This is a genomic window from Bradyrhizobium sp. OK095, from assembly GCF_900109945.1.
Classification (GTDB): Bacteria; Pseudomonadota; Alphaproteobacteria; order Rhizobiales; family Xanthobacteraceae; genus Bradyrhizobium.
In genome coordinates this window covers 332,799-355,147 of sequence record NZ_FOBX01000009.1, presented here as the reverse complement: position 1 = coordinate 355,147, position 22,349 = coordinate 332,799, and the positions used below count along the sequence as shown (strand labels likewise).

Annotated in this window: 19 protein-coding genes; 11 read left to right on the top strand and 8 right to left on the bottom strand. The window is 64.5% G+C overall.

What is annotated here, in order from left to right; genetic code table 11:
• Window positions 1-125: 125 nt before the first annotated feature.
• Both BMW89_RS24950 and BMW89_RS24945 read left to right on the top strand, forming a co-directional pair.
• On the top strand, window positions 126-1,223 hold the full coding sequence (locus BMW89_RS24950; protein ID WP_092029670.1) for an LLM class flavin-dependent oxidoreductase: 1,098 nt from the start codon (window positions 126-128) through the stop codon (window positions 1,221-1,223).
• A gap of 59 nt (window positions 1,224-1,282) precedes the next feature.
• The gene (locus BMW89_RS24945; protein ID WP_092029669.1) at window positions 1,283-1,837 is read left to right on the top strand and encodes a flavin reductase family protein; all 555 of its coding nucleotides are present in this window, start codon (window positions 1,283-1,285) and stop codon (window positions 1,835-1,837) included.
• A 188-nt stretch (window positions 1,838-2,025) separates the two neighbouring features.
• Here the strand turns inward: BMW89_RS24945 and BMW89_RS24940 are convergent, their stop codons facing one another.
• The 4 genes from BMW89_RS24940 to BMW89_RS24925 all read right to left on the bottom strand — a co-directional run bounded on the left by BMW89_RS24940 (window position 2,026) and on the right by BMW89_RS24925 (window position 8,840).
• The gene (locus BMW89_RS24940) at window positions 2,026-3,873 is read right to left on the bottom strand and encodes a sigma-54-dependent Fis family transcriptional regulator (RefSeq protein ID WP_177196287.1); all 1,848 of its coding nucleotides are present in this window, start codon (window positions 3,871-3,873) and stop codon (window positions 2,026-2,028) included.
• A gap of 94 nt (window positions 3,874-3,967) precedes the next feature.
• Window positions 3,968-7,273: an acetyl-CoA carboxylase family protein gene (locus BMW89_RS24935; protein ID WP_092029667.1), complete on the bottom strand. Its 3,306-nt coding sequence runs from the start codon at window positions 7,271-7,273 to the stop codon at window positions 3,968-3,970.
• A gap of 126 nt (window positions 7,274-7,399) precedes the next feature.
• Window positions 7,400-8,068, bottom strand: a complete 669-nt coding sequence (locus BMW89_RS24930) for an aspartate/glutamate racemase family protein (RefSeq protein WP_092029666.1) — start codon at window positions 8,066-8,068, stop codon at window positions 7,400-7,402.
• A gap of 1 nt (window position 8,069) precedes the next feature.
• On the bottom strand, window positions 8,070-8,840 hold the full coding sequence (locus tag BMW89_RS24925) for a GntR family transcriptional regulator (RefSeq protein WP_092029665.1): 771 nt from the start codon (window positions 8,838-8,840) through the stop codon (window positions 8,070-8,072).
• A gap of 199 nt (window positions 8,841-9,039) precedes the next feature.
• Here BMW89_RS24925 and BMW89_RS24920 point away from each other — a divergent pair, with 199 nt between their 5' ends.
• From BMW89_RS24920 to BMW89_RS24900, 5 genes are read left to right on the top strand one after another with little or no spacing between them, the layout of a single operon-like run.
• Window positions 9,040-10,161, top strand: coding sequence for an ABC transporter ATP-binding protein (locus BMW89_RS24920; protein ID WP_092029664.1), 1,122 nt, complete (start codon window positions 9,040-9,042; stop codon window positions 10,159-10,161).
• 1 nt (window position 10,162) lies between these two features.
• A complete protein-coding gene (locus tag BMW89_RS24915) occupies window positions 10,163-11,212 on the top strand; it encodes an extracellular solute-binding protein (RefSeq protein WP_092029663.1) in 1,050 nt (349 codons plus the stop codon).
• Complete coding sequence (locus tag BMW89_RS24910) at window positions 11,213-12,070, top strand: ABC transporter permease (RefSeq protein ID WP_092029662.1); 858 nt, start codon at window positions 11,213-11,215, stop codon at window positions 12,068-12,070. It abuts the gene before it with no gap.
• Window positions 12,060-12,869 carry an ABC transporter permease gene (locus BMW89_RS24905; protein ID WP_092029661.1) on the top strand — a complete coding sequence of 270 codons (810 nt, stop codon included), beginning with the start codon at window positions 12,060-12,062 and terminating at the stop codon, window positions 12,867-12,869. The genes BMW89_RS24910 and BMW89_RS24905 overlap by 11 nt, the downstream gene beginning before the upstream one ends.
• Window positions 12,870-12,871: 2 nt before the next feature.
• Window positions 12,872-13,783, top strand: a complete 912-nt coding sequence (locus BMW89_RS24900) for a polysaccharide deacetylase family protein (RefSeq protein WP_092029660.1) — start codon at window positions 12,872-12,874, stop codon at window positions 13,781-13,783.
• Here BMW89_RS24900 and BMW89_RS24895 read toward each other — a convergent pair.
• Window positions 13,780-15,462: a methyl-accepting chemotaxis protein gene (locus BMW89_RS24895; RefSeq protein ID WP_092029659.1), complete on the bottom strand. Its 1,683-nt coding sequence runs from the start codon at window positions 15,460-15,462 to the stop codon at window positions 13,780-13,782. The genes BMW89_RS24900 and BMW89_RS24895 overlap by 4 nt on opposite strands.
• A 307-nt stretch (window positions 15,463-15,769) precedes the next feature.
• On the opposite strand from BMW89_RS24895, the gene BMW89_RS24890 reads away from it, so the two are divergent.
• Both BMW89_RS24890 and BMW89_RS24885 read left to right on the top strand, forming a co-directional pair.
• Window positions 15,770-16,270: a hypothetical protein gene (locus tag BMW89_RS24890; RefSeq protein ID WP_092029658.1), complete on the top strand. Its 501-nt coding sequence runs from the start codon at window positions 15,770-15,772 to the stop codon at window positions 16,268-16,270.
• 11 nt (window positions 16,271-16,281) lie between these two features.
• Window positions 16,282-16,755, top strand: coding sequence for a hypothetical protein (locus tag BMW89_RS24885; protein ID WP_092029657.1), 474 nt, complete (start codon window positions 16,282-16,284; stop codon window positions 16,753-16,755).
• A 300-nt stretch (window positions 16,756-17,055) separates the two neighbouring features.
• Here BMW89_RS24885 and BMW89_RS24880 read toward each other — a convergent pair whose 3' ends face one another.
• Window positions 17,056-17,376: a lipocalin/fatty acid-binding family protein gene (locus BMW89_RS24880; RefSeq protein ID WP_092029656.1), complete on the bottom strand. Its 321-nt coding sequence runs from the start codon at window positions 17,374-17,376 to the stop codon at window positions 17,056-17,058.
• 123 nt (window positions 17,377-17,499) lie between these two features.
• On the opposite strand from BMW89_RS24880, the gene BMW89_RS24875 reads away from it, so the two are divergent.
• Window positions 17,500-17,895 carry a GFA family protein gene (locus tag BMW89_RS24875; protein WP_092029655.1) on the top strand — a complete coding sequence of 132 codons (396 nt, stop codon included), beginning with the start codon at window positions 17,500-17,502 and terminating at the stop codon, window positions 17,893-17,895.
• 15 nt (window positions 17,896-17,910) lie between these two features.
• On the opposite strand, the gene BMW89_RS24870 is transcribed toward BMW89_RS24875, so the two are convergent.
• Window positions 17,911-18,840, bottom strand: coding sequence for a CobW family GTP-binding protein (locus BMW89_RS24870; protein WP_092029654.1), 930 nt, complete (start codon window positions 18,838-18,840; stop codon window positions 17,911-17,913).
• Window positions 18,841-18,843: 3 nt separating this feature from the next.
• Window positions 18,844-20,448: an amidohydrolase family protein gene (locus BMW89_RS24865; protein WP_092029653.1), complete on the bottom strand. Its 1,605-nt coding sequence runs from the start codon at window positions 20,446-20,448 to the stop codon at window positions 18,844-18,846.
• 870 nt (window positions 20,449-21,318) lie between these two features.
• On the opposite strand from BMW89_RS24865, the gene BMW89_RS24860 reads away from it, so the two are divergent.
• Window positions 21,319-22,326 carry a tetratricopeptide repeat protein gene (locus tag BMW89_RS24860; protein ID WP_092029652.1) on the top strand — a complete coding sequence of 336 codons (1,008 nt, stop codon included), beginning with the start codon at window positions 21,319-21,321 and terminating at the stop codon, window positions 22,324-22,326.
• The last annotated feature ends 23 nt before the right edge of the window (window positions 22,327-22,349 follow it).

The following is a 22,349-nucleotide window of genomic DNA, read 5'->3' as shown; positions in this document are numbered from 1 at the left end:
ACCCCAAACCAGCCTTTTCTCGCAGGTCTGGGGCGCTGTCTGCGCTGGCACACCGCTTGCTAAAACTGTCCTGTTCAAGTCCAGCAACGCGCTACAAGACGCGTCAACATCAGATGAGGAAACCCATGGAGATCGGCTATTTCACGATGCCTTCGCATCCGCCGGAGTGCGGTCTGAAGGAAGGAAACGACTGGGACCTGCAGGTCATGCGCTGGCTCGACGAGCTCGGCTATCAGGAGGCCTGGGTCGGCGAGCACCACACCGCGCCGTGGGAACCCAATCCGACGCCGGACCTTCTGATCGCGCAGGCGCTGATGCAGACCAAGAACATTCGCATCGGGCCGGGCGGCTTTTTGCTGCCCTATCACCATCCGGCCGAGCTCGCCAACCGCGTCGCGATGCTCGATCATCTCTCCGAGGGCCGGCTCAATTTCGGCGTCGCGGCCTCGGGCCTGCCGAGCGACTGGGCGATGTTCAACGTCGACGGCATGAGCGGACAAAACCGCGACATGACGCGCGAAGCGCTGGAGATCATCCTGAAGATGTGGAGCGATCCCGCGCCATGGACCTACAAGGGCAAGTTCTGGACGGTGACCAAGCCGGACACGATGTTCGACTTCCTGAAACCCCACATCAAACCGCTCCAGACGCCGCATCCGCCGATCGGCGTTGCCGGGCTCTCCAAGAACTCGGACACCTTGAAGCTCGCGGGCGAGCGCGGCTTCATCCCGATGAGCCTCAACCTCAATCCGGCCTATGTCGGCAGCCATTGGGACTCGGTCGAGATCGGCGCCGCGAAAACCGGCCGCAAGCCGAACCGCGCGGACTGGCGGCTGGTGCGCGAGGTGTTCGTCGCCGATACCGATGAAGAGGCCTGGAAGCTCTCGACCGGCGACATGATGGGCCGGATGATGGGCGAGTATTTCCTGCCGCTGCTCGGCCATTTCGGTTTCAAGGACTATCTGAAGCACGCGCCTGATGTGCCCGATAGCGATGTGACAGTCGAATATTGCGCCAAGCGGAACTGGATCGTCGGCTCGCCCGCGACGGTCGCCGAGAAGATCGAGAAGATCTACCACGAGGTCGGCGGCTTCGGCGTGCTGCTGGTGTTCGGCTTCGACTACAAGCACAAGGCCGAAGCCTGGCGCCACTCGCTATCGCTGCTCAGCAACGAGGTGATGCCGCGCCTGAAGCATCTCGGCTCCGCAAGGAAGGCGGCTTGACGGGAGTGCGGGTGCGGCGCGAACCTGCCGCCCCCGCATTCATTTCGGAGATTTTTGGCGTGAGTGTCGACACCAAGGATTTCAAGCAGGCGATGCGCCAATGCGCCGGCGCGGTCGCGCTGGTGACGGTCGGCGCCGAGCACGGCAAGCGTACCGGGCTGACGGTAACCTCGGCCTGCTCGCTGTCGGACAATCCGCCGTCGCTGATCGTCTGCGTCAACCGCAACGCCAGCGCACACGCCCGCATCCGCGAGGAAGGCGCCTTCGCGATCAATTTCCTGCACGAGGATCACGCGCTGCTGGCGCTGACCTTCAGCGGCCAGAAGGGCGTCAACGGCGACGACCGTTTTGCGTTCGGGCAGTGGACTCGCGGCGAGACGGGTGCACCGGTGCTGACGGATGCGGTAGCAGCGTTCGACTGCGTGCTGGCGCAGGAGTTCGAGACGAAGACGCATTCGATTTTCGTCGGCGAGGTGCGTGGCATATCGCATTCCGATGGAGCCGCGCCGCTCGTGTATCTGCGCAGCAGCTTCCACGTGCCCCACGAGATCCGCGAGACCGTTTCAGTCGGCGACCTCGATTCGCGGCATCTGAGCTGGACGGATTTTTCGTAAGTCCGCGCTCCAAGCTCGCTGCTTTCCCTTCTCCCCTTGTGGGAGAAGGTGGCGCAAAGCGCCGGATGAGGGGTCTCCGTCCGCACGCACAGATGTGGAGACGAGTTCGCGGATAGAACCCCTCACCCGTCTCGCCGCTATCGCGGCGAGCCACCCTTTCCCACAAGGGGAGAGGGGAAGAGACCGAGCTACTGTGCCGTCTCGACCTTCAACTGCTTGATCTTCCGATACAGCGTCGCGCGGCTCAGCTTCAGCGCACGTGCTGCTTCCGTGACGTTGCCGCCATGCTTGCGCAACGCCTCGACGATCGTCGCACGCTCGGCCGCTTCGAGATCCGGCTCCGCCCTTCCGCCGAACGGCGGCAAATCGAGATCGGCATCCGTAATGACGCCATCCTCCGCCGTGCAGCCGGCGAGCCGCAGCACGTGGCGGAGCTGGCGCATGTTGCCGGGGTAGGGATAAGCCGAGAGCAGCGACCACGCCTCCTCCGACAAGCGGCAATTCGGCGCCTCTTCGCTCGCGATCTGGCGGATGACGTCATCCCGGTCCGCGCGATCGCGCAACGCTGGCAAACGCACTTCCATGCCGCGCAGGCGGAAATAGAGATCAGTGCGGAAGGTGCCCTCTTCCGCCATGCGGCCGAGGTCGCGATGAGTGGCGCTGATCAGGCGAATGTCGACCGGCACGGGTTTCAACGCGCCGAGCGGCCAGACTTCGCGGTTCTCCAGCACGCGCAAGAGGCGCGTCTGGAGCGCGATCGGCATGTCGCCGATCTCGTCGAGAAACAGCGTGCCGCCATCGGCCTGCGCGATCAGGCCCTTGGAGCCGTCGCGCCGGGCGCCGGTGAAGGCGCCGGCCTCGTAGCCGAACAGCTCGGCGTCGATCAGGCTCTCCGGCATCGCAGCGCAGTTCAGCGCGACATAATTTTTGAGCGCGCGGTTGCTGGCGGCATGAATGGCGCGCGCGAACACGTCCTTGCCGACGCCGGTCTCGCCATGCAGCAGCACCGGCAGATTGTGATCGCCGATGCTCCTCAGCCGCTTCACGCTTTTGACTAGCCCGGGATCTTGGCCCGCGAGCTTGCACAGCGCATCGAAGCGATCGACGGGTGCGTCACGGCGGAGCGCGAAGGATTTTGCGCGCAGCGGCGGAGCGACATGGCCCCGGCCCAACGAACGGCCATCGGTGCGGCGCAGCTCGACTATCTCGTCGGCATGACGTGAATGGTCGATCTCGATATAGCGCGACAGGTCGATGCCGGACGCAATCAGCCCGTCGGTGAGGCCGAGCAGCGCGCGCGCCGAGCGGCAGGCGCCGACGATGCGGCGGTCGTCGTCATAGGCGAGCAAACCGCTGCCGCCATCGCCCGGCACGGTCGCGATCCAGGCGTCGCGGAAGTGGCCGCGGAAGATCGCACCCTCCATCCGCCGCGTCGCTTCCATCGTCACGGCGAGCGCGAGCTGATGCGCTCCGCGCTCCAGATCCCCGCGGCAGGAGGTGATGTTGACCGCACCGGCGAGCCGCCCGGCATGGTCGAACAGCGGCGCCACGGCGCAGGAGAACATGTGCCATTGCGCGCGAAAATGTTCGTCACGATGCACCAGGATCGGTTTTTGCTCGGCCAGCGCAGTGCCGAGCCCGTTGGTGCCCTCAAACGTCTCGGCGAAGTTCGAGCCGGTGTAGATCTTCCAGTCCATGAACATTTTTGCGTCGGCTTCGGCCGGCAGGCGGCTGAACAGCATGGTCGCGTTCGTGTCTGCAAGGTTGACGCAATAGCCGGCGTCACGCAGCACGCGGGCGAGACCGTCGAGCTCGGGCATTGCGAGCCGGATCGTCTCCTCCATCGGCTCGGCAACATGCCGCACTTCGGCTTCGGTCAGCGTCTGCGGCGGGCCCTGACGGGCGGGATCGAGCTTGTGGCCGATCAGGCAGCGCCGCCAGGAATTGGCGATGCGCGAAGAGGCGTCGACGTCGGCCAATTGATTGGCGACGGACAAGACACGGGCGACATGGTTCGAGGCCGAAAGGCTGGCCATCGCGGACGTCTCCACCCTGTATTATTGTGCAAAGTCTGGCACCACAGGCGAGGATGTCAATCGGGAACCGGGACGCAGGCTTGCTGCACTGCGCTCACCACGTATCGATGCACGGCCGCTTCTTCTCCGTCCGCGCCGGCGGCTTCGGCACCGAGCGCAGACCCGCCATGATCCAGCGCCGCGTCTCGGCGGGGTCGATGACGTTGTCGATCTCGAATACCGAGGCGATCGAGACCGCCTTGCCGTTGGCGTAGAGCTCGGCGACCTTGTTGCGGTAATAGGTCTCGCGCTCCTCGGGGTCGGCGATCGCCTCCATCTCCTTGCGGAAGCCGAGGCGGACATAGCCTTCGAGCCCCATGCCGCCGAACTCGCCGGTCGGCCAGGCCGCGGTGAAGAACGAGGCGTGAAAGCCGCCGCCGATCATTGACTGCGCGCCCAGCCCATAACCCTTGCGCAGCACGATGCCGAACAAGGGTACGGTGATGCTCGCGCCTGTCACGAACATGCGCGAGACGTGGCGCACGATCGCGGTCTTCTCGGCTTCGGGGCCGACCATGAAGCCCGGTGTGTCGCAGAGCGAGACGATCGGTAGATCGAAGGCGTCGCAGAGCTGGAGGAACCGCGCGGCCTTGTCGCCGGCGTCCGCGTCGATCGCGCCGCCAAGATGGCGCGGATTGTTGGCGATCAGCCCGAGCGGCTTGCCTTCGATGCGGATCAGAGCAGTGATCATGCCGACGCCGTAGTCGCGGCGCAGCTCCAGTACAGAATCCTTGTCCGCGACGAGATCAATCACGGAGCGGATGTCGTAGACACGCAGGCGGTTCTCGGGGATGGCACGGCGAAGCAGGCGCTGGTCGGCGGCTTCCCAATCCTTCACCGCGCCCTGGAAATAGGACAGATATTTTTGCGCGGCGGATGTGGCTTCCTCCTCGTCCTCGACCAGGATGTCGATGACGCCATTTGGCGACTGGAACGTAACGGGGCCGACCTCGGCCGGGTGATAGACGCCAAGCCCGCCGCCTTCGATCATGGCGGGGCCACCCATGCCGATCGAGGCGTTCTTGGTCGCGATGATGACGTCGCAGCAGCCGAGCATTGCGGCATTGCCGGCAAAGCAATAGCCGGAGACGACACCGATCACAGGCACGAGGCCGGAGAGCCTTGCGAACTGCACGAAGGACGGGCCGTCGAGGCCGGTCATGCCGAGCCGGTCGGTGTCGCCGGGCCGGCCGCCGCCGCCCTCGGCATAAAACACCAGCGGCACGCGCCAGTCTTCCGCAAGCGTCAGCATGCGATCGATCTTCTTGTGGTTCATATGGCCCTGCGTGCCCGCGAGCACGGTGTAGTCATAGGCCACGACGATGCAGCGGCCGCTCTCGGGCCCGAACTTCTCCGCGTTGACGGTGGCAACGCCCATGACGAGGCCGTCGGCCGGCGTGTTCTTGATGAGATCGTCGACCTTGCGCCGGCGGCGCTGCGCGGCGATCGCGAGGCTGCCATATTCCATGAACGAGCCTTCGTCGACCAATTGCGCGACGTTCTCGCGCGCGGTGCGCTGATTGGTGTTGCGGCGGCGTTCGACCGAGGCCGGCCGGTTCCGGTCCAGAGTATTGGCCTGGCGCGCGATCAGCTCGGCGAGATCGGGGCGGATGTGGTCGAGATCGATGTCGGCTTCCGCGGCCGACGCGTCGGCCGCAACGTCGAGCGGCTCAAGATACATGATGGGATCGCCATGCATCAGCGTGACGCCATCGCTGGCGACGGGTTTCATCACGCGGCCGCCCTGCTCGGCCATGACAAGATGCTCCATCTTCATGGACTCGATCACGGCGAGCTGCTGGCCCGGGCGCACGATCTCGCCTTCTTTGACCTGAATGGTGACGATGGTGCCCTGCAGGGGCGCCGCGACCATCACCGCGCCTTCGGGCACGATCTGCGCGACGTGCGCCTCGGTGCTGTGACCGCCGCTTCGCTCGGTCGCCGCAAAATAGAGCGGCTTGGCCGCGCCATCTGCCGCCTCGACCAGCTTGCCGATGTTGCGATCGATGAAGTCGGTCGCGATGCGGTTGGTCCTGAAATCGGGATGGGCGAGCACCGCCTGGAGGAAGGCGATGTTGGTGACGACGCCATCGATCCGGAATTCGCGCAACGCGCGCGAGGCTTTTGCAACCACGTCATGCCAGGCATCACCGGGCGTATGCACGATGACCTTTGCGAGAAGCGAGTCGAAAGCGGCGCTGGTCTTGTAGCCGGCATAGCCAAAACTATCGACACGCACGCCCGGCCCCGACGGCGGCTCGAACAATGCGAGCACGCCGCCGGTCGGATGCGTCGCGCCGGTTTCGTCCAGTGTCTCCATGTTGACGCGCAACTGCATGGCATAGCCGCGCGGCTTCGGGATCGATCCTTGCGTCAAGCCGAGCGAGGCCAGCGAGTGCCCCGCGGCGACCGCGAGCTGGGCGCGGACGAGGTCGAGGCCAAGGACTTCCTCGGTGACGGTGTGTTCGACCTGGAGCCGCGGATTGGCCTCGATGAAAGCAAAACTGTCGTCGGCGCTGCCGTCGACCAGGAACTCGAAGGTGCCGAGATTGTCGTAAGCAGCGGCCGTGGCGAGTTGCTTCGCCGCCTCGATGATGCGGCCGCGCAGGGCCTCGCTGAGCGACGGGCTCGGCGCCACCTCGACCAGCTTCTGATGCCGGCGCTGGATGGTGCATTCGCGCTCCCAGAGATGAGAGATGGCGCCGTGCTTGTCGCCGATGATCTGCACCTCGATGTGGCGCGCCTGCCGGATCAGCCGCTCGGCATAGACGCCGTCGAAGCCGAACGCCGCCTTGGCCTCGGACTGGCAGCGCGCATAGGCTTCCGCGAGATCGGCAGCCTTCTCGACGACCCGCATGCCGCGACCGCCGCCGCCGGCCATCGCCTTGATCACGACCGCCGCATTGTTGCCGAGCGAGATAAAGAACGCCGTGATCTCCTCGAGGCTCGACGGCCCGCTGGTGCCGGCGATGATCGGCACGCCGCAGCGCTTTGCCAGTTGCCGTGCCGCGACCTTGTCGCCGAACAGTTCGAGCGCCGTCACCTTCGGCCCGACGAAAATGATGCCTGCGTCGGCGCAGGCTTTTGCGAACGCCGCATTCTCGCTGAGAAAGCCGTAGCCGGGATGCACGGCATCGCAGTCGGCCGCCTTCGCCGCCTTCACCACGGCCTCGATATCGAGATAGGCCCGCGCGCCGCGGCCGGGAATTTCGACCGCATCATCGGCGACGCGCACATGCAGCGACAGCGCGTCGTCCGCCGGATGGATCGCAACCGTTGCGATGCCGGCATCGGCCGCCGCGCGTGCGATGCGGATGGCGATCTCGCCCCGGTTGGCGATCAGGAGCTTCTTGAACGACATGCGGCGTCTCCATGCCGCGCAACAACGCGCGGGTCGGCAGGTTCGATCATCCTGCTTCTTCACTTTAGCCGTAGTCGTCAAGGGCGGGAAAGCCGGTCGCCATGACCGGTCCCGCAGGCCGGAATATCAATTGCCAGCGCGCGCCGCGATGAGGCGAATAATCCGCGCCACGGCAGACGGGATCGGCGCGATAATCGGAACGGTGAACATCGGCTGCAGTTCACGCGCAGCCTCGCCCAGTGGCCCGCCGCCGATGATCACGGCCTCGGCTCCGTCATGCGCGATGCAGGCCTCGACCGCCCCCGCGAGCGCTGAGCGCAGCCGTGCCGGATCGCGCATCAGCGCCGTGGGATCACCATCGGCGAAGCGCGTACCGGTGTAATGCGATCGCAATCCCAATGCTTCCGGCAGTGCGTCAATCTTCGCTTCCAACAGCGGGGTCGTGGTTGCCACGCCGAAGCGGCGGCCGTTCTCTGCAGCCTCACGCATCGCGGATTCGCCGATGCCGACCGCCGGCAAATTCAGCGTTGTCTTGATCCCGGCGAGGCCGGGATCGCCGAACGCCGAGACGATGATGCCGTCGCATTCGCCGCAGCGCGCGAGCGCAATCTCCTCGACCTCGCGCGCAGCCGCATCGAGCGCCTCCGCCGACACGATCATCTGGGGCGCCCGCGTTGCCGTTGCGCCCACGACGTCGAGGCCAGCGCCGGCCGCAGACTTCGCGATAGCGACCATCATCGCGGTCGTCGCCTCATTACTATTCGGATTGATCAGGAGGATACGGCGGCCGGCCATATTATCCGCCCGCCCGCGCACGCGCACCGATCTCCTGGAAGATCGCGGTGAGCTCGTCGACCTCGTCCTCGCCTTCAGTCGGCCTGATCCGCTGCTCCATCTCCTCGATGTGATGACGCATGGCATGGACTGCGCCGGCCTTGTCGCGCGCCAGGATCAACGCCCCGATGTCGGGGTGCGCGTCCGGCGAGCAGTCCGGTTCGCCCGGCTGCTCGAACGTCGCGATCGCCAGCGAGGTCCGCAGCATCAACTCGCGCGACATGTCGAGCAGCACCTGGTTGCCGGCGAGCTTGGCGACCAGGATGTGGAAGTCCGCCGTGAGCGACAGCGAGGCCCAGCGGTCGTTGCGATCGTGGCGTGCCTCGAGCTCCATATGCGCTTTCAGCTCGGCCCTGCCTGCCTTGTCGAGCCGGTCGATCGCCGCGGCGACGGTGGCCGTCTCTATGAGGCGGCGCGCGGCAAAGATGTCCAGGGCTTCCTCCCAGCTCGGCCGGTACACGAAGGCGCCGCGGTTGGGGATCTGCATCACCACCTTGCGCGCGGCGAGATGCGCGAGCGCCTGGCGGATATGAATCCGTGTGGTGCCGAACGCCGCGGCGAGCTTGTCCTCACCGAGCTTGGCGCCGGGCTTGAGGCGCTTCTGGCTGATCGCGGTCAAAATGCCCTGAACCACCGGATCATCGTCGATGCTGCGCGGATCGACGGCATCCGGCTCGGGACGTTTCGGCTCGGAACGCTTTAGCTTGCGCTTGAGGGGGCGGCTTCGCTTCATGCATCGTTTTTACAGGATTCTGCAACGTTGCCGCAGCCCATTTTTTATACAAACCAGAACACCAACTGTTTACAATATAGACAATAAATTGGCGCCAATTTTTGGCGCCTAAAAACTAGTTAAGTATTAGCAAGGGCTTAGCGCGATGACCTTGCTGGCACGACGATTGCTAACTCCCTCGCGCAGGACAACGCGAACGATGGAGCTGGCGTTGAGTGACGTGCGCGGACATTCGCTGGATCTCAACGGCATCGGCCACGCCTTCGGCGCGACGGTCGCGCTGGACGAGATCAATCTCACTGTTGCAGCCGGCGAGCTGATCGCGCTGCTCGGTCCGTCCGGCTGCGGCAAGACCACGATGCTCCAGATCATTGCCGGCTTCCTGCGCCCGTCCAAAGGCGAAGTCCGCTTCGACGGCGCGCGGGTCGAGCACATCCCGGCCAATCGCCGCCGCATCGGCATGGTGTTTCAGAACTACGCTCTGTTTCCGCATCTCACCGTGTTCGAGAACGTCGCCTACGGACTACGGGCACGCAAGACTGCGAAGCCCGAGGTCACCGCGAAGGTCGAGCAGATGCTCGGCCTCGCCCAGATGGCGGCGTTCGCGCGACGGCTTCCGGGAGAGCTGTCCGGCGGACAGCAGCAGCGCGTGGCGCTGGCGCGTGCGCTCGCGATCGATCCGGGCCTCGTGCTGCTCGACGAACCGTTCTCAGCGCTCGACAAGAATCTGCGCCTCGACATGCAGATCGAGATCAAGAGCCTGCTGAAGACCTTCGGCGTCACCTCCATCATCGTCACGCACGACCAGGAGGAGGCATTGTCGATGGCCGACCGCATCGTCGTGCTCAACAAGGGACGCATCGAGCAGATCGACAGCCCGGATGCGCTCTACGACCGCCCGGCGAGCCTGTTCATCTCGAGCTTCATCGGCCACACCAATCTGCTGCGCGGCACCGTCACCGAGGCGGACCGCGTGCTGCTGGATGCAGGTCCCGAGATCGACCTAGGCCGCTCCGCACAGCGCCGGCGCGGCACGCCGGTCACGATCTCGGTGCGGCCGGAGAACATCGCGTTCGGTGCCGAACGCCCTGGTGCAATTCCCGTCACGATCCGCGCCACCGTGCCGCTCGGCGCCGTCAGCGTCACCGAGGGCGTCACCACGAGCGGCGAGGCCGTGAAGATCAGTCAGGCCCGCGCCGCCGGCATCGCGAAGGCGCAGGTGGGAGAAATCGCATGGCTCGCGATCTCCGACACCTCGCGCGTCAGCATTTTCAGCACGCCGGTCGACGACTTTTCAAAACATCAGCAAAGGAGTGTTTGACATGAGCCTATCCCGGAGATCGCTGCTCACCTCAGGTTCGGCCGCGCTTGCGGCGGCTAGCCTCGGATGGCCGACATCATCGCGCGCCGCTAGTTCGATCGTGGCGACGACCTATCCCGGCAGCTTTGACGAAGCCTTCCGCTCCGTGGTCGGACCGGCCTTCAAGAAGACGAGCGACGGCGGGGTCACCTTCACGCCGCTGCTCGGCGTCGACCAGATCGGCAAGATCCAGGCCTCGCGCAACGCCCCGCCCTTCGACGTGGTGCTGTTCGACGAGGGCCCGCTGATCCCGGCGATCGCAAGCGGCGTCCTGGAAAAATTCCCCGTCGAGCAGTCGAAGTCCTACGCCGACATTCCGAGCGCATTCCGTCATCCCGACGGTTACGCGCCTGTCATCACCTGTCAGTTGATCGGCATCGCCTACAATCCGAAGAAGATCACGACGCCGCCGACCTCGTGGGAGGATCTGTGGAAGCCGGAATATAAGGGGCGCGTCGGCATCACCGGGCTCGGTTCGAGCCTCGGCACCGCCTTCATGGTCGAGATCGCAAAGCTCAACGGCGGCTCCGAGACCAATATCGAGCCGGCATTCGAAGCCATCAAGAAGCTGCTGCCGAACGTCGGCGCGATCGCGGCCTCGCCCGGCGCGCTGGCCGCGCTGTTCCAGCAGGGTGAGATCGATATCGCCTTCAACTTCTGGAACAACGTGGCACTGCTCGCCGCCAAGGGCGTCGACATCGCCTTCGCCAAGCCGAAATCCGGCGCCGTCGTGATCCGCACAAGCGCGCAGATCGTGAAAAACAACCAGGACCCGAAGGCGGTACTGGACTATCTCGATACGGTGATGTCGGTCGACACGCAGAAAGGGCTCGAGGCCGCGCCCTGGGTGATGATGCCGACCAACGGCAAGGTGGCGCTATCAGGCGCCAACCTCACCGTCGCCAAGAGCGTCGACGATCTCGTCGCCAACAACGTGCTGCTCGATTGGACAAAATTCCAGGCGATGCGCGGCGAATGGATCACCCGCTTCAGCAAGGAAGTGAAGATCTAGATGACACCGGCCGGCACGAGTGCATCAAGACAGTTGCTGCCGGTGGTTCCGCTGGCAGCGCTGTTCCTGGCCGCCTTCGTGCTGCCACTGGCCGCGCTCGTGCTGGTCAGCCTGTTCCGCGATCCAGAATTTTCGGGCCTGTCGCTGGTCCAGTATCTGCGATTCCTGTCCGATCCATTCAGCCTCAAAGTGCTGTCGGACACGCTATGGCTGGGCGCGGAGGTCGCGCTGGCGACGCTGATCCTCGCCTATCCGCTCGCGCTGGTCTATGTCGCGAGCGGCCAGTTCGTGCGCACCCTGATCACCTTCCTGATCATGCTGCCGCTCTTGACCAGCACGGTGGTGCGTACCTTTGCCTGGATCGTCATCCTCGGCCGCGACGGCATCATCAACTCGGCGATGCTGTCGCTCGGGTTCTGGCAGGCGCCGGCCCGGCTGCTCTACTCCTGGGAGGGCATGGTCCTGGCTTTGACCCAGATCCAGCTTCCGCTGATGGCGCTGCCTGTCATCAACAGCCTGCTGCGGCTCGATAGCAACCTGACACGGGCCGCGGAAGGACTTGGTGCAAGCCGTGCCCGCATTTTCTTCACAGTGGTGTTGCCGCTGACGTTGCCGGGCGCTATCGCCGGCTGGCTGCTCGTCTTCGCCGCAGCCGCGACCGCCTTCATCACGCAGACCCTTGTCGGCGGCGGACGCATCATCCTGATGCCGTCCTATATCTATCAGCAGGCGGTCGGCGTGCAGGATTGGCCGTTCTCGGCCGCGCTGTCGCTGATCTTCACGCTGGCGGTGACCGGCGTCGTCTTTGCCATCGGCGCGCTGTCTCGCCGCTATTTGCGAGGCGTCGATGCAGCGTAGCTTCATCGACCGCCTCTATTCCGGCATCGTCGGCGCGCTCACCGGCTTCGGCATGCTGTTGCTGCTGGCACCGACGTTGGTCGTCGTCATCATTTCCTTCACTGGCGGCATCACGCTGAAGTTTCCGCCGCCGAGCTGGTCGCTGCACTGGTATGTCGAGCTGCTTCAATCGCAGGAGATCATCGCGCCTGCGCTGACCAGCCTCAAGGTCGCGGCTGCTGCGACGATTCTCTCCGCGGTGCTGGGCGGCGCAGCTGCGCTCGGGCTTGCGCGAAGCCGGCTGAGGATCGCGCGCGCCCTCGACGCGCTGTTCATGTCACCGATGGTACTGCCCGCGATGGCGTTCGGCCTGTCGCTGCTGCTGGTGTTCAACCTGCTCGGTATCCGCCTGTCGGCGGGGACGCTGGTGCTTGGCCACACCATCATCTGCGTGCCCTTCGTGATCCGGATGGTCGGCGCGTCGGTACAGCAGCTCAATCCGGTGTTGATCACCTGCTCACTCAGCCTTGGCGCCAGCCATTGGTACACCTTTCGCCGGATCACGCTGCCGCTGATCCGGCGCGGCATCGTTGCGAGCTGCTTTGTGGCGTTCCTGACGTCGTTCGACAATGTGCCGGTGTCGCTGTTCCTGGCCGACGCACGCACCGAGGTCCTGCCGATCAAGCTCTGGGCCATCCTCGAAGGCAGCCTCGATGTGCGCGTCGCGGCCGTCTCCGGCGTGATCGTGCTGGTGACGCTGGCCGGCCTCGTCTGCGCCGAAATCTTCGGTGGTGTCAGCCGTCAGATCGGGAGCCGCTGACCATGCCGATCGAGCGCGATCTCTACGGATATGGAAGGGCACGCCCGGATATCATTTGGCCCAACGGCGCCCGCGTTGCGGTGTCTCTGGTGGTGAATTTCGAGGAAGGCGCCGAGCTCGCCGTCGAGCAGGGCGATGCCGAGACGGAGCGCTACGGCGAGGTCGCATCTACATCGCCGCCGGGTGTTCGCGATCTCGTGCAGGAGCAGGTGTTCGACTACGGTATGCGCGTCGGCCTGTGGCGCTTCCTCGACGCTTTTGCGAGCACCAATGTCCGCTCGACCTTCATGATGTGCGGCCGCGCGGTCGAACGCGTGCCTGAGCTTGCCCGCGCCGTGACCGGAGCGGGGCATGAGCCGGCCGTGCACGGCTGGCGCTGGCTGCCCCATGCGCTCTACAATGATCGCGAGACCGAGCGCCGCGACATCGAGCGGACGCGTGAAATCATTGCGCGCGCGACCGGCATCACCCCGGTCGGCTTCATGACGCGTGGCAGCCAGAGCGCCTGGACACGTGACCTCCTGATCGAGCTCGGTTTCGCCTACGACAGCAACGCACTCGACGACGACCTGCCCTATTGGAGCCGTTCGCCTCAGGGGTCGATGCTGATCCTGCCTTACGGCTTCGACACCAACGACATGAAGTTCTTCCATCCGAACGGTTTTGTGCAGCCGGAGGATTTTTCGAAGTACGTCAGCGCGGCGCTCGCGACGCTGATTGAGGAGGCCGAACCCGGCCGTTCCTCGATGCTGTCGATCGGCTTTCACTTACGCATCTGCGGCCGGCCCGCACGCTTCCGCGCAGTGAAAGCCATTCTCGCCGAGCTGGCGCGGTTGGAGGGCCGCGTCTGGGTCGCAACGCGCACCGACATCGCGGCGCATTTTCGCGCGGTCGCGAATATTTCTTTGCGCTAGGCCGCGCGTACGCCAGCAACGAAGGTACTGACCTCGTCCTCAAGCGATTGCAGCTTCTGCGTCAGCCGGCCGCTCGATTGCAGCACGACGCCCGCGGCCTGGCCGGTCTCGACCGTCGCATCGGTCACGCCGGAGATGTTTTGCGAGACCTGGTCGGTGCCGGACGCCGCCTCCTGCACGCTGTGGGCGATCGCGGCGGTCGCAGCTCCCTGCTCCTCGACCGCGGCAGCGATCGACGAGGAGATCTCGTTGACCTCCATGATGGTGGCGCGGATGCTCTCGATATTGCCGACGACCTGGTTGGTCTCGGCCTGGATCGCGGTGATCTGCGCGCCGATCTCGTCGGTCGCCTTCGCGGTCTGGCTCGCCAGCGATTTCACTTCGCTCGCGACCACCGCAAATCCCCTGCCGGATTCGCCCGCACGCGCCGCTTCGATGGTGGCGTTGAGCGCGAGCAGGTTGGTCTGCGAGGCGATCTGGTTGATGAGGTCGATGACCTCGCCGATCTTGTGCGCGGCGGCGGCAAGCCCCTGCACGGTGTCGTTCGTGCGCTGACCATCGGCAGCGGCCTTGTCGGCCACGCTTGCGGCCTGCGCGACGCGCTGGCTGATCTCGGTGATCGAGGACGACAGTTGGCCCGCGGCGGAGGCCACCGTCTGCACGTTGCTGGAGGCCTGCTGGCAGGCGGTCGCGACGAGGCTTGCGCGATCGGTCGCCTTGTTCGCGGTCTCCGACATGCCTTGGGCGGCCTGCTGCATCGCGCGCGCCTCGTTGAAGACGTCGCGCACGACGGCCTGGACGTTCGCCTCGAACTTGCCGGCAAGGTCGGTCATCGTCCTGCGCTTCTCGTCGTCGGCCCGCTGCTTCGACTCCTGCTGTTCGGCATGCATCCGGCCTACCGCCGACGCATTGTCCTTGAATACCGCGAGTGCCTTGGCGAGGCCGCCGACCTCGTTGTTACGATCGGTATAGGGCACCTCAAACGCGCTGTCGCCGGCGGCGAGCCGCTCGGTCAGCGCGGTGATCTTCGCGAGCGGCCGGGTCACGCTGCGGCCGATCACGAAGGACGCTGCCAGCACGAGCACCAGCACCACGAGGCACACCAGCGCGAAGGTCATCGCGTCCTGGCGGAACACGGCGTCAACGTCGTCGAGATAGATGCCGGTGCCGACGATCCAGCCCCAGGGTGCAAAGCCCTTCACATAGGAGATTTTCCCGACCGGCTGGTCGAAGCCGGGCTTCGGCCAGAGATAGCTGTAGAAGCCCGCCCCCTGTTTCTTGACAACGTCAACGAAGCCGACGAACAGCGCGTTGCCGGAGGGATCCTTCATCCCGGAGAGATCCTTGCCATCGAGCTCGGGCTTGATCGGGTGCATGACCATCTTGGGGGCCATGTCGTTGATCCAGAAATACTCGACCTTGTCGTAGCGGAGGCTCTTGATCTCGGCGATTGCGCCGGCCTGCGCCTGCTCACGCGAGAGTTTTCCATCGCTTTCGAGCTTCTCGTAATGCGCCAGGATGCCGTAGCCGACATCGACCATGTGCTGCGTCTTGGCCTGGCGGTCGGAGATCATCTGGCTGCGCAGGGTCGAGAGCGCGATCGGTGCCAGCGCGATCATGCCGAGAAGGCTGATGCCGACAATCAGGACCAGCTTGAAACTGATACGGGAGAAGATCATCGGTGCTCGCAGGAATTGGCGGGGGCTGATATGCCATTTTATCCCGATCGCCTTAGCAAACCTTTAAGCATTCGGGTTCCCGAAAGTTCGCGAAAGTGCCGGAAGCGGGCGCAGCGATCGCCTGGGTCATCCAGCGTTCGTGCGGGCACATCCTGTTAGAATTCGTCGACATTCAGAGCTCCGCGAAATCTAGAAGACCTCGATATCGGCCTGCCCAGCGTTGACTTGCACGAGCCTCTGGCGGAACGATCGGCGGAGATATTTTGCGCCAGACGCGGCGTGAGCGCAGCCAAAGGCCGGAAGCTCAATGCACCAATCGACATCCGCCAAATCACTCGACCTCCCCGCGCTGTGTGCGGCGGAACGGCTCTTCGTCTGGGGATTTCGCGCCAAGGCGCGCAGCGGAACGGCCGTTCCGACCGCAGCCGATATCCAACAAGTCTACGACCATTTTCGCGTGGGCGACGCCGTGCCTTCGCTCGAATCCATCATCGAGATCTTTGCCTGCACGGCGCATACGGCCATCGAGGTTCATTGTCCCACCTGTCCGCGCATGTCGGAGAGCGAGCACCGAATGTTGCACGCGATCGCTGCGGCACAGCAGGAGCGCCTCGATGTCGCGCGCGAGCAGTTCGAAAGCTGGCTGCCGCCCGTCGGTGCGGATTGGGCGCTGGCGCCGGTTCGGGGTCTTGCAACGATCTTCCGCATCGCTGGCCTCATCCTGCCCGACCGGCGCGTTCAATCGTTCGACCTTGGGCGGACGATGGCGATGAAGAGCTGGTTTGTGGGAAGCCCCACGTTACACTGACGAGATCGTTCATGACGCCGAATGCGTGTGGTTCCGTGCCAGCCGCGGAAGCCGGCCAGCCGCGGCTTTGTCCGCTCAAGGCTGCGCTCGCGACGCGACCGTGCGTCGAAAGCTACGATGAGTTCTGCCGCGTCGCGCTGTCACTGTTCCGGTTCATTGGCGCCGCCTATGCGACCGGCGCATCGGATTGCTGGGAGGCGGCCTATCGCTTCGCCGACGAGGCGCCTGATATCGCTGACAGTCCGCTGCTGGTCGCGCGCGTTGCCGCGCTCGTCAGGATCCTGCGCAGCGGTCGGCCGTGCGAGCTTTGCTTCATGCCGCCGTCCTGCCGGCGCCTGTCGAAGGACGAGGTAGAACTGATGCGACTGCTGGCGGTCGCGCGCCGCAGAGAGCCGGGGGAGCTCGAATCGATCGTCTGCCAGTTCGTCGGCAACGAAAACGAGATTGCAACAACGCGGGCGGTCAATGCGCTCGCCTTCTGCTGATGCTTTGATGGGTTCTACTCGCGTAGAGAGCCGTCTTGCGCTATCGACATCGGCATGGAGACGCAGTGCTCGATGCCCTCCATGAAACCTCCAGACGACCTCAGCGGTCACCACCGCTGGGGTCGTCGTTCGCGTGTCATCGCCTAGCTACTTTTCTTGCCGAGCACGAGATCGATCGTGTGAGCGGCAATCTTGCGCAGCTGCGCCTCGTCGCCGAAGGCACGTTCGAGCACGGCGAGGCCGCGCGTGGTCGGACATCCCCGTGGCGGCGAGCCAGAGCACGATCTCCGCTTCGAGGCGCTACGTCGCCCTCCGGAACGAGCAAGTGATGGGGCCGATTTCGAGGGTCATCGTGCCGCCCGGCCCCACCCGCGCGAGGATCTTCGCCGGATCCTTGGTATCGAAGATGTAGGCGTCGCCGTCCTTGACGAGCGTATACAGCTGCGTCGCAAAGCCTGTGCGGATCGATTTCTCGGTGATCTCGAGATTGCTGAAGCCGAGAGCACAGAGGAAATTGTCCTTGTCGGACTGCCATTTTCCGATGAATGGATTGCTGTCACCACACCCGGCAACCAACGTCGATAAGGCCACGCACAAGAGCAGGCCGAGCGAACGCTTCATAATCCTATCCTGACAATTTTTGATTGAAAAAAGCACAACAACACAACCGACATCATTGCGAGAATTGGAAAATCCTTTATCGATGCCCGGCGGGATTGAGAAGGACGACCGAGGGAGACAAACATGGCCGCGTTCCGGGGAAGCTGCCTGTGCGGCGAGGTCGTGTTCGAGGTCGAGGGTCCGTTCGACCGTTTCCTCAACTGCCATTGCTCGCGATGCCGCAAGGCCACCGGGACCGCGCATGCCTGCGAGGTGATCGTGACGGCGGGCGCGCTGCGATGGCTGCGCGGCGAAGCGTCCGTCATGCGCTTCGATCTGCCGAATGCGCGAAGCTTTGCAACCGCATTCTGCAAGATTTGCGGCAGTCCGATGCCGCATTTCACACGCAGCGGCCGCGAGGCGATCATCCATGCCGGCGCGTTCGACGAGCCGCTGGGCGCGACGCCCGACCGGCATGTGCAGTGGGCATCGCGCGCGGAATGGTATGTGCACGGCGACGGACTGCCGATGGAGGATTGAGGCCTCGCGCGGGCGTCACGCCACCGCAATGCACGCCTCCATGATCCCGTCGAGTTCGGCTTTCGAGAGCATGCCGAGCTCGGCAATAAAGACGATCCGCGATCGCGGCACGCCGGGTGTTGGTGCATCACCCGGCGCCAGTGTCGCGCGGCCGGCGGCGAACTGAAACACCATCTGGCGGCCGGGCTGCTCGATGGTCTCGAACAAGCCTTTTGCGCGCGCAAGCTTTGGTGCCAGACGGCCGATGGCCTGTTGCAGGCGCGGCAGCGAGAGTGGGCGTTCCGAAGTCCAGCTCAGTGTCTCAAAGCGTTGCTCGGTCGGACGTTTCGGCCCCGGCTCGCGCGGCGCGGGCGCGCGATCAACGTGCGCGGGGAACAGCAGCGCGGATGGAATCTCGCCGTGTTGTGCATCGACCACCACCGCCGGGACGCGCTGCGCGCGGATGGCCTCGCGTATGCGGAGACCGGCGCCTTCGTCCGCCAGATCCAGCTTGCTCAAGGCGACAATGTCGGCGACACGCAATTGCGAGCGCTGGAGCGCGTCGTCGAGGGCAGACGGCGGTGTCGCCGCGTCCATCACGCAGAGCACCGTCTCCAACGGCGCCTCGCGCAGGATCACGGGGTCCATCAAATTGCGGACGATGTCGGAGGGATCGGCGACGCCGCTGGTTTCGATCACGATATACTCCGGCTTCGGATCGCGCCGCAGCAGCGTCGAGAGCGTGCGCAACAGATCGCCTTCGAGCGAGCAGCAGATGCAGCCATTGGCAAGGCTCACCACGCCGTCGCTCGCGCCGGCGATCAGCTCCGCGTCGATGTTGATCGCGCCAAAGTCGTTGACCACGGCGGCGATGCGCCGTCCGTCCGCATGCGCGAGCAGATGGTTCACGACCGTGGTCTTGCCCGCCCCCAGAAAGCCCGTCACCAGGAGAATGGGGACCGGCATGTGTCAGCTCTCGGCGACGGGACGGCGCACGGGCCGTCCGGGCCGCGCCGCCACATCCAGCACGCCGTCGCTGATCAGCGGCTGGCCGCTGACCACGAGGTGCCGCACGCCTTCGGACGGACGATTCATCGCCGTGAAGGTCGCGCGGTCCGAGAGCTTCTCGTAATCGAACACGACGATATCGGCATCGGCGCCCTGCGTGAGCCTGCCCTTTGCGCGCATCGCAGGCGTGCTCTGCGACAGGATTTCGGCGGGGATCAGCGCGCATTTGCGCACGCCTTCCAGCAGCGACACGGTCTTGCGCTCGCGCACCCATTCGCGGATGAACTTTGTGAAGCAGCCCGCGGAACGCGGATGCGACGTCGCGTCATCCGGCAGCGGCCAGGCATCGCCGGTGTAGGTCTTGCCGTCAGACGTCGTCCACGGCATCGCGTCGGACGCAATCGCGCCGCCGGGATAGAGCACCGACATGTCGAGCAGATCGCGGTGATGCGCATTGTTGTCGGTGTCGAGGATGTGCCAGAGCACCAGCGAGGACGGCTCTTCGGCCTGCGCCTTCAAGAGCTCCTCGCGGTCGTGGAAGCGGTAGCCGTCCGTCACGCGCTGAACCGAGTCGTAGCCGGTGCCGTTGCGCTCGACGAATTCGGGATCGCTGAAGAAGGCCGCGGCCAGCACGGTCGAGCCGGTGCCGTAAGGATAGGCCTCGACGGTGATGGGCAGGCCGTACGCCTGCGCCTTGGCGATCAGCACGCGGCAGCGCTCGATGTCGGTCTTGCTCGACGAGTTGAAATGGCAGATGTGCATATGCGCGCCGGTGGCGCCGGCATAGCCGATCAGGCGGATATAGGCTTCCACCGCGCTTTCGGGATCGATGCGCGACATGAAGGCGACATGGGTAAAAGTCGGCACGTCCTTGGCGGCGGCCAACTGGCAGACCGCCGTCAGTTCCTGCACGCCGGCGCCCGGTGCATAGGCGTTCAAAATGCCGATGCCGATGCCGCCTTCGTTGAGGCCGCGTGTGAGGCGCTCGAGAACGCCTGATACCTCCGCATCGGTTGCCACGTTGTCCATCCAGCGGCGATCCCGCATGGCGTTGCCGAACGCCTCCAGCGAACTCTCCGCATTGGAGCCCGTCATCGCGCCGATGCGCGCAAAGGCCCAATTGGTGGCCGCGCCGTAGTTCAGCACGCGGCCTTTCCGTGCCTGGCGCTCGTACCAGGACCCGACCGGCAGCACGCCGGCCTCGAGATCGAGCGTCGTCGTCACGCCGTCGAACGCCTGCATGCGGTCGGCCGGGATCGACTGGCCATGTGCGTGCAGATCGATGAAGCCGGGCGCGACCACGAGGCCGGTGGCGTCGATCACCCGCTCAGCACCGCCGAGGCCCGTGCCGACAGCGGCGATCTTGCCGTCCACCACCGCCACATCGCCAAGGGCGTCCATCCCGCTCGCGGGATCCACCACCCGGCCGCCAGAGATCACCAAACCGCTCATATCGTCACTCCAAAAAGCAGAAAGCCATTCCTGCAGAAAACCATGGCCTCCAAAGGCCCGGCGGCAGCTTCGGAGGATGAGAGCGGCCGTATCGCGCACCGTCCCGGCGCGCATAGTGCAGATTTTTGCGGAGACGACCACCGCCGCGGATGCCGATGCAGCATGCTTGCACGGGAGATCAGCGCTCGCGGAAGTGTTCGATCTGGAAAGCGACAACGCCGCCGGCTGATCGACATACGCTCGTATCCTCGCGGCATGATTTGCCCGAGCTGTGCTTCTCGTCACACCCTCTCGGAAAGAAAGGGCGCAGGGAAGACCGGGCGCCGGCTGGCACCCATAAGACCCCCATGCTGAATGGATTGCACACGCAATGCACAGGGGAGACACAGGGCAGCCGAAACCAGGCCTTCCCTGCGCGATGGTTTGACGGCCTATGCCGCGCTCTCCCCGGAGACGAGTTCCTGCTTGCCTCCGTCACCTCCGCGAAATACACGGCACCGCGCCGGTTGACGCAATGACGCCTTCGCAAAGGCTTGACCGTAGCAACGACGGCCAGGACCACACGGTTTCGCCGTACGCGGACGACCCTGCTTCGCCAAGAGGCTTCGCAGGGCTTGGGCGCCGTCCGTCGATCGCGGTCCGTCACATGCTCACGAGGTTCATCTCGCCCTGCACACAACAAGCCCGCCTTTAACGCCGCCCGCGTCCATCGCAATCCCAGCCCGCGCTCGTGACGACGTACGACCGCCCCTTTGGTGGGCTGGGATGGCCGGCACATACGACAAATCCGAATTTCGGTAAAGTGGAATATTTTTGTGGAGAGGGGTTGACGGCGATTTCGGACTGTTTTGCCCGACGGGATGTGGTGGCTCTTGATCTCGCGGGGTGGTTGCGGTTGAATGACCGGCGGGGAGGATAGCCACTGACTGCAGATGACATCGCGAATGTCGCAGTCATTGGCTAGATGTTGCATGAGGGGGCGAAATGCTTGCAGGTTCAATTCCAAGCCTAAACCGCGTCTGCAAAGCAATCCTTGTAGCAGCCTCTGTCGTCCTCTCGGCTGCGGACGCCTTCGCGGCCGATCCGCAAGACCTCAGAGATTGTCAGGATAGCGCCGACATCCAGCGTATGATCGCGGCCTGCACCAGGCTCTCGCAGGACGCTGCATTGCCTCCCGGTGCGCGATCCATGACATTGCTGAAGCGGGGCTTCGGGTATTTTGCGCTCGATAAGTTCGATGCGGCCCAGGCCGATTTCTCCGAGGCCATCAGACTCAACCCCAAGAACAATTTCGCTCATCACGAACTGGGCCTCACCTTGTTCAAAAAAGGCGACTCAGTTGGCGCGATTGCGTCGTTGACCGAGGCCATCAAACTTGATCCCGCCAGTGCCGCAAGCCGGGTCAGTCGTGGGCAGGTTTATTTGGCGGCGGGCGGGCTGGACGAAGCCATCCAGGATTTCACCGATGCCATCAAGCTTGGAGTTGACAAGAACACGGCCTTCACCAAAGGCCAGGCAATGGATCGGCCGGAGGCCAATCGTGTCGCGGCCGACTACTACGCAGCGCGAGCGGATGCGTACTACCTGAGAGGCAATTTCGATGAAGCTGCCTCGGACTACGACCATGCGGCGAATTTTTTCGATCCGGAAGGTTATAATTTGATTGCGGCATCGGTCGCCCGGGCCCGAGGAGGATCGGCCAACGCTGACACTGCACTGTCCGCCGCGCTCGGCAAAGGTCAACTCAAGGACTGGCCCAAGTCCATCGCAGAATTACTCGCCGGGCGGATTACGCCCGCCGCCGCCATGGCTGCGGCCAAGACTGCAGACCAAATCTGCGAGGCTCATTACAACATTGGAATAGCTGAGCTCAGGCTCAAGGATTTAGCCACGGCCCAAAAAGAATTTGTGGCGGCGCGTGACGGATGTCCAAAGTCGTTTCGGGAGTATCGTGCCGCCGTTGCGGATCTGAAGCGAATACAATCGCAGTAGTCGAACACATTGCGCGCGAAGAG

Bases quoted from the DNA above. Each gene is read 5' to 3' on its own strand.
- BMW89_RS24950 (WP_092029670.1), top strand. From the start codon at position 126: ATGGAGATCGGCTATTTCACGATGCCTTCGCATCCGCCGGAGTGCGGT.
- BMW89_RS24940 (WP_177196287.1), bottom strand. From the start codon at position 3,873: ATGGCCAGCCTTTCGGCCTCGAACCATGTCGCCCGTGTCTTGTCCGTC.
- BMW89_RS24935 (WP_092029667.1), bottom strand. From the start codon at position 7,273: ATGTCGTTCAAGAAGCTCCTGATCGCCAACCGGGGCGAGATCGCCATC.
- BMW89_RS24930 (WP_092029666.1), bottom strand. From the start codon at position 8,068: ATGGCCGGCCGCCGTATCCTCCTGATCAATCCGAATAGTAATGAGGCG.
- BMW89_RS24925 (WP_092029665.1), bottom strand. From the start codon at position 8,840: ATGAAGCGAAGCCGCCCCCTCAAGCGCAAGCTAAAGCGTTCCGAGCCG.
- BMW89_RS24920 (WP_092029664.1), top strand. From the start codon at position 9,040: ATGGAGCTGGCGTTGAGTGACGTGCGCGGACATTCGCTGGATCTCAAC.
- BMW89_RS24915 (WP_092029663.1), top strand. From the start codon at position 10,163: ATGAGCCTATCCCGGAGATCGCTGCTCACCTCAGGTTCGGCCGCGCTT.
- BMW89_RS24910 (WP_092029662.1), top strand. From the start codon at position 11,213: ATGACACCGGCCGGCACGAGTGCATCAAGACAGTTGCTGCCGGTGGTT.
- BMW89_RS24905 (WP_092029661.1), top strand. From the start codon at position 12,060: ATGCAGCGTAGCTTCATCGACCGCCTCTATTCCGGCATCGTCGGCGCG.
- BMW89_RS24900 (WP_092029660.1), top strand. From the start codon at position 12,872: ATGCCGATCGAGCGCGATCTCTACGGATATGGAAGGGCACGCCCGGAT.
- BMW89_RS24895 (WP_092029659.1), bottom strand. From the start codon at position 15,462: ATGATCTTCTCCCGTATCAGTTTCAAGCTGGTCCTGATTGTCGGCATC.
- BMW89_RS24890 (WP_092029658.1), top strand. From the start codon at position 15,770: ATGCACCAATCGACATCCGCCAAATCACTCGACCTCCCCGCGCTGTGT.
- BMW89_RS24885 (WP_092029657.1), top strand. From the start codon at position 16,282: ATGACGCCGAATGCGTGTGGTTCCGTGCCAGCCGCGGAAGCCGGCCAG.
- BMW89_RS24880 (WP_092029656.1), bottom strand. From the start codon at position 17,376: ATGAAGCGTTCGCTCGGCCTGCTCTTGTGCGTGGCCTTATCGACGTTG.
- BMW89_RS24875 (WP_092029655.1), top strand. From the start codon at position 17,500: ATGGCCGCGTTCCGGGGAAGCTGCCTGTGCGGCGAGGTCGTGTTCGAG.
- BMW89_RS24870 (WP_092029654.1), bottom strand. From the start codon at position 18,840: ATGCCGGTCCCCATTCTCCTGGTGACGGGCTTTCTGGGGGCGGGCAAG.
- BMW89_RS24865 (WP_092029653.1), bottom strand. From the start codon at position 20,448: ATGCGCGCCGGGACGGTGCGCGATACGGCCGCTCTCATCCTCCGAAGC.
- BMW89_RS24860 (WP_092029652.1), top strand. From the start codon at position 21,319: ATGCTTGCAGGTTCAATTCCAAGCCTAAACCGCGTCTGCAAAGCAATC.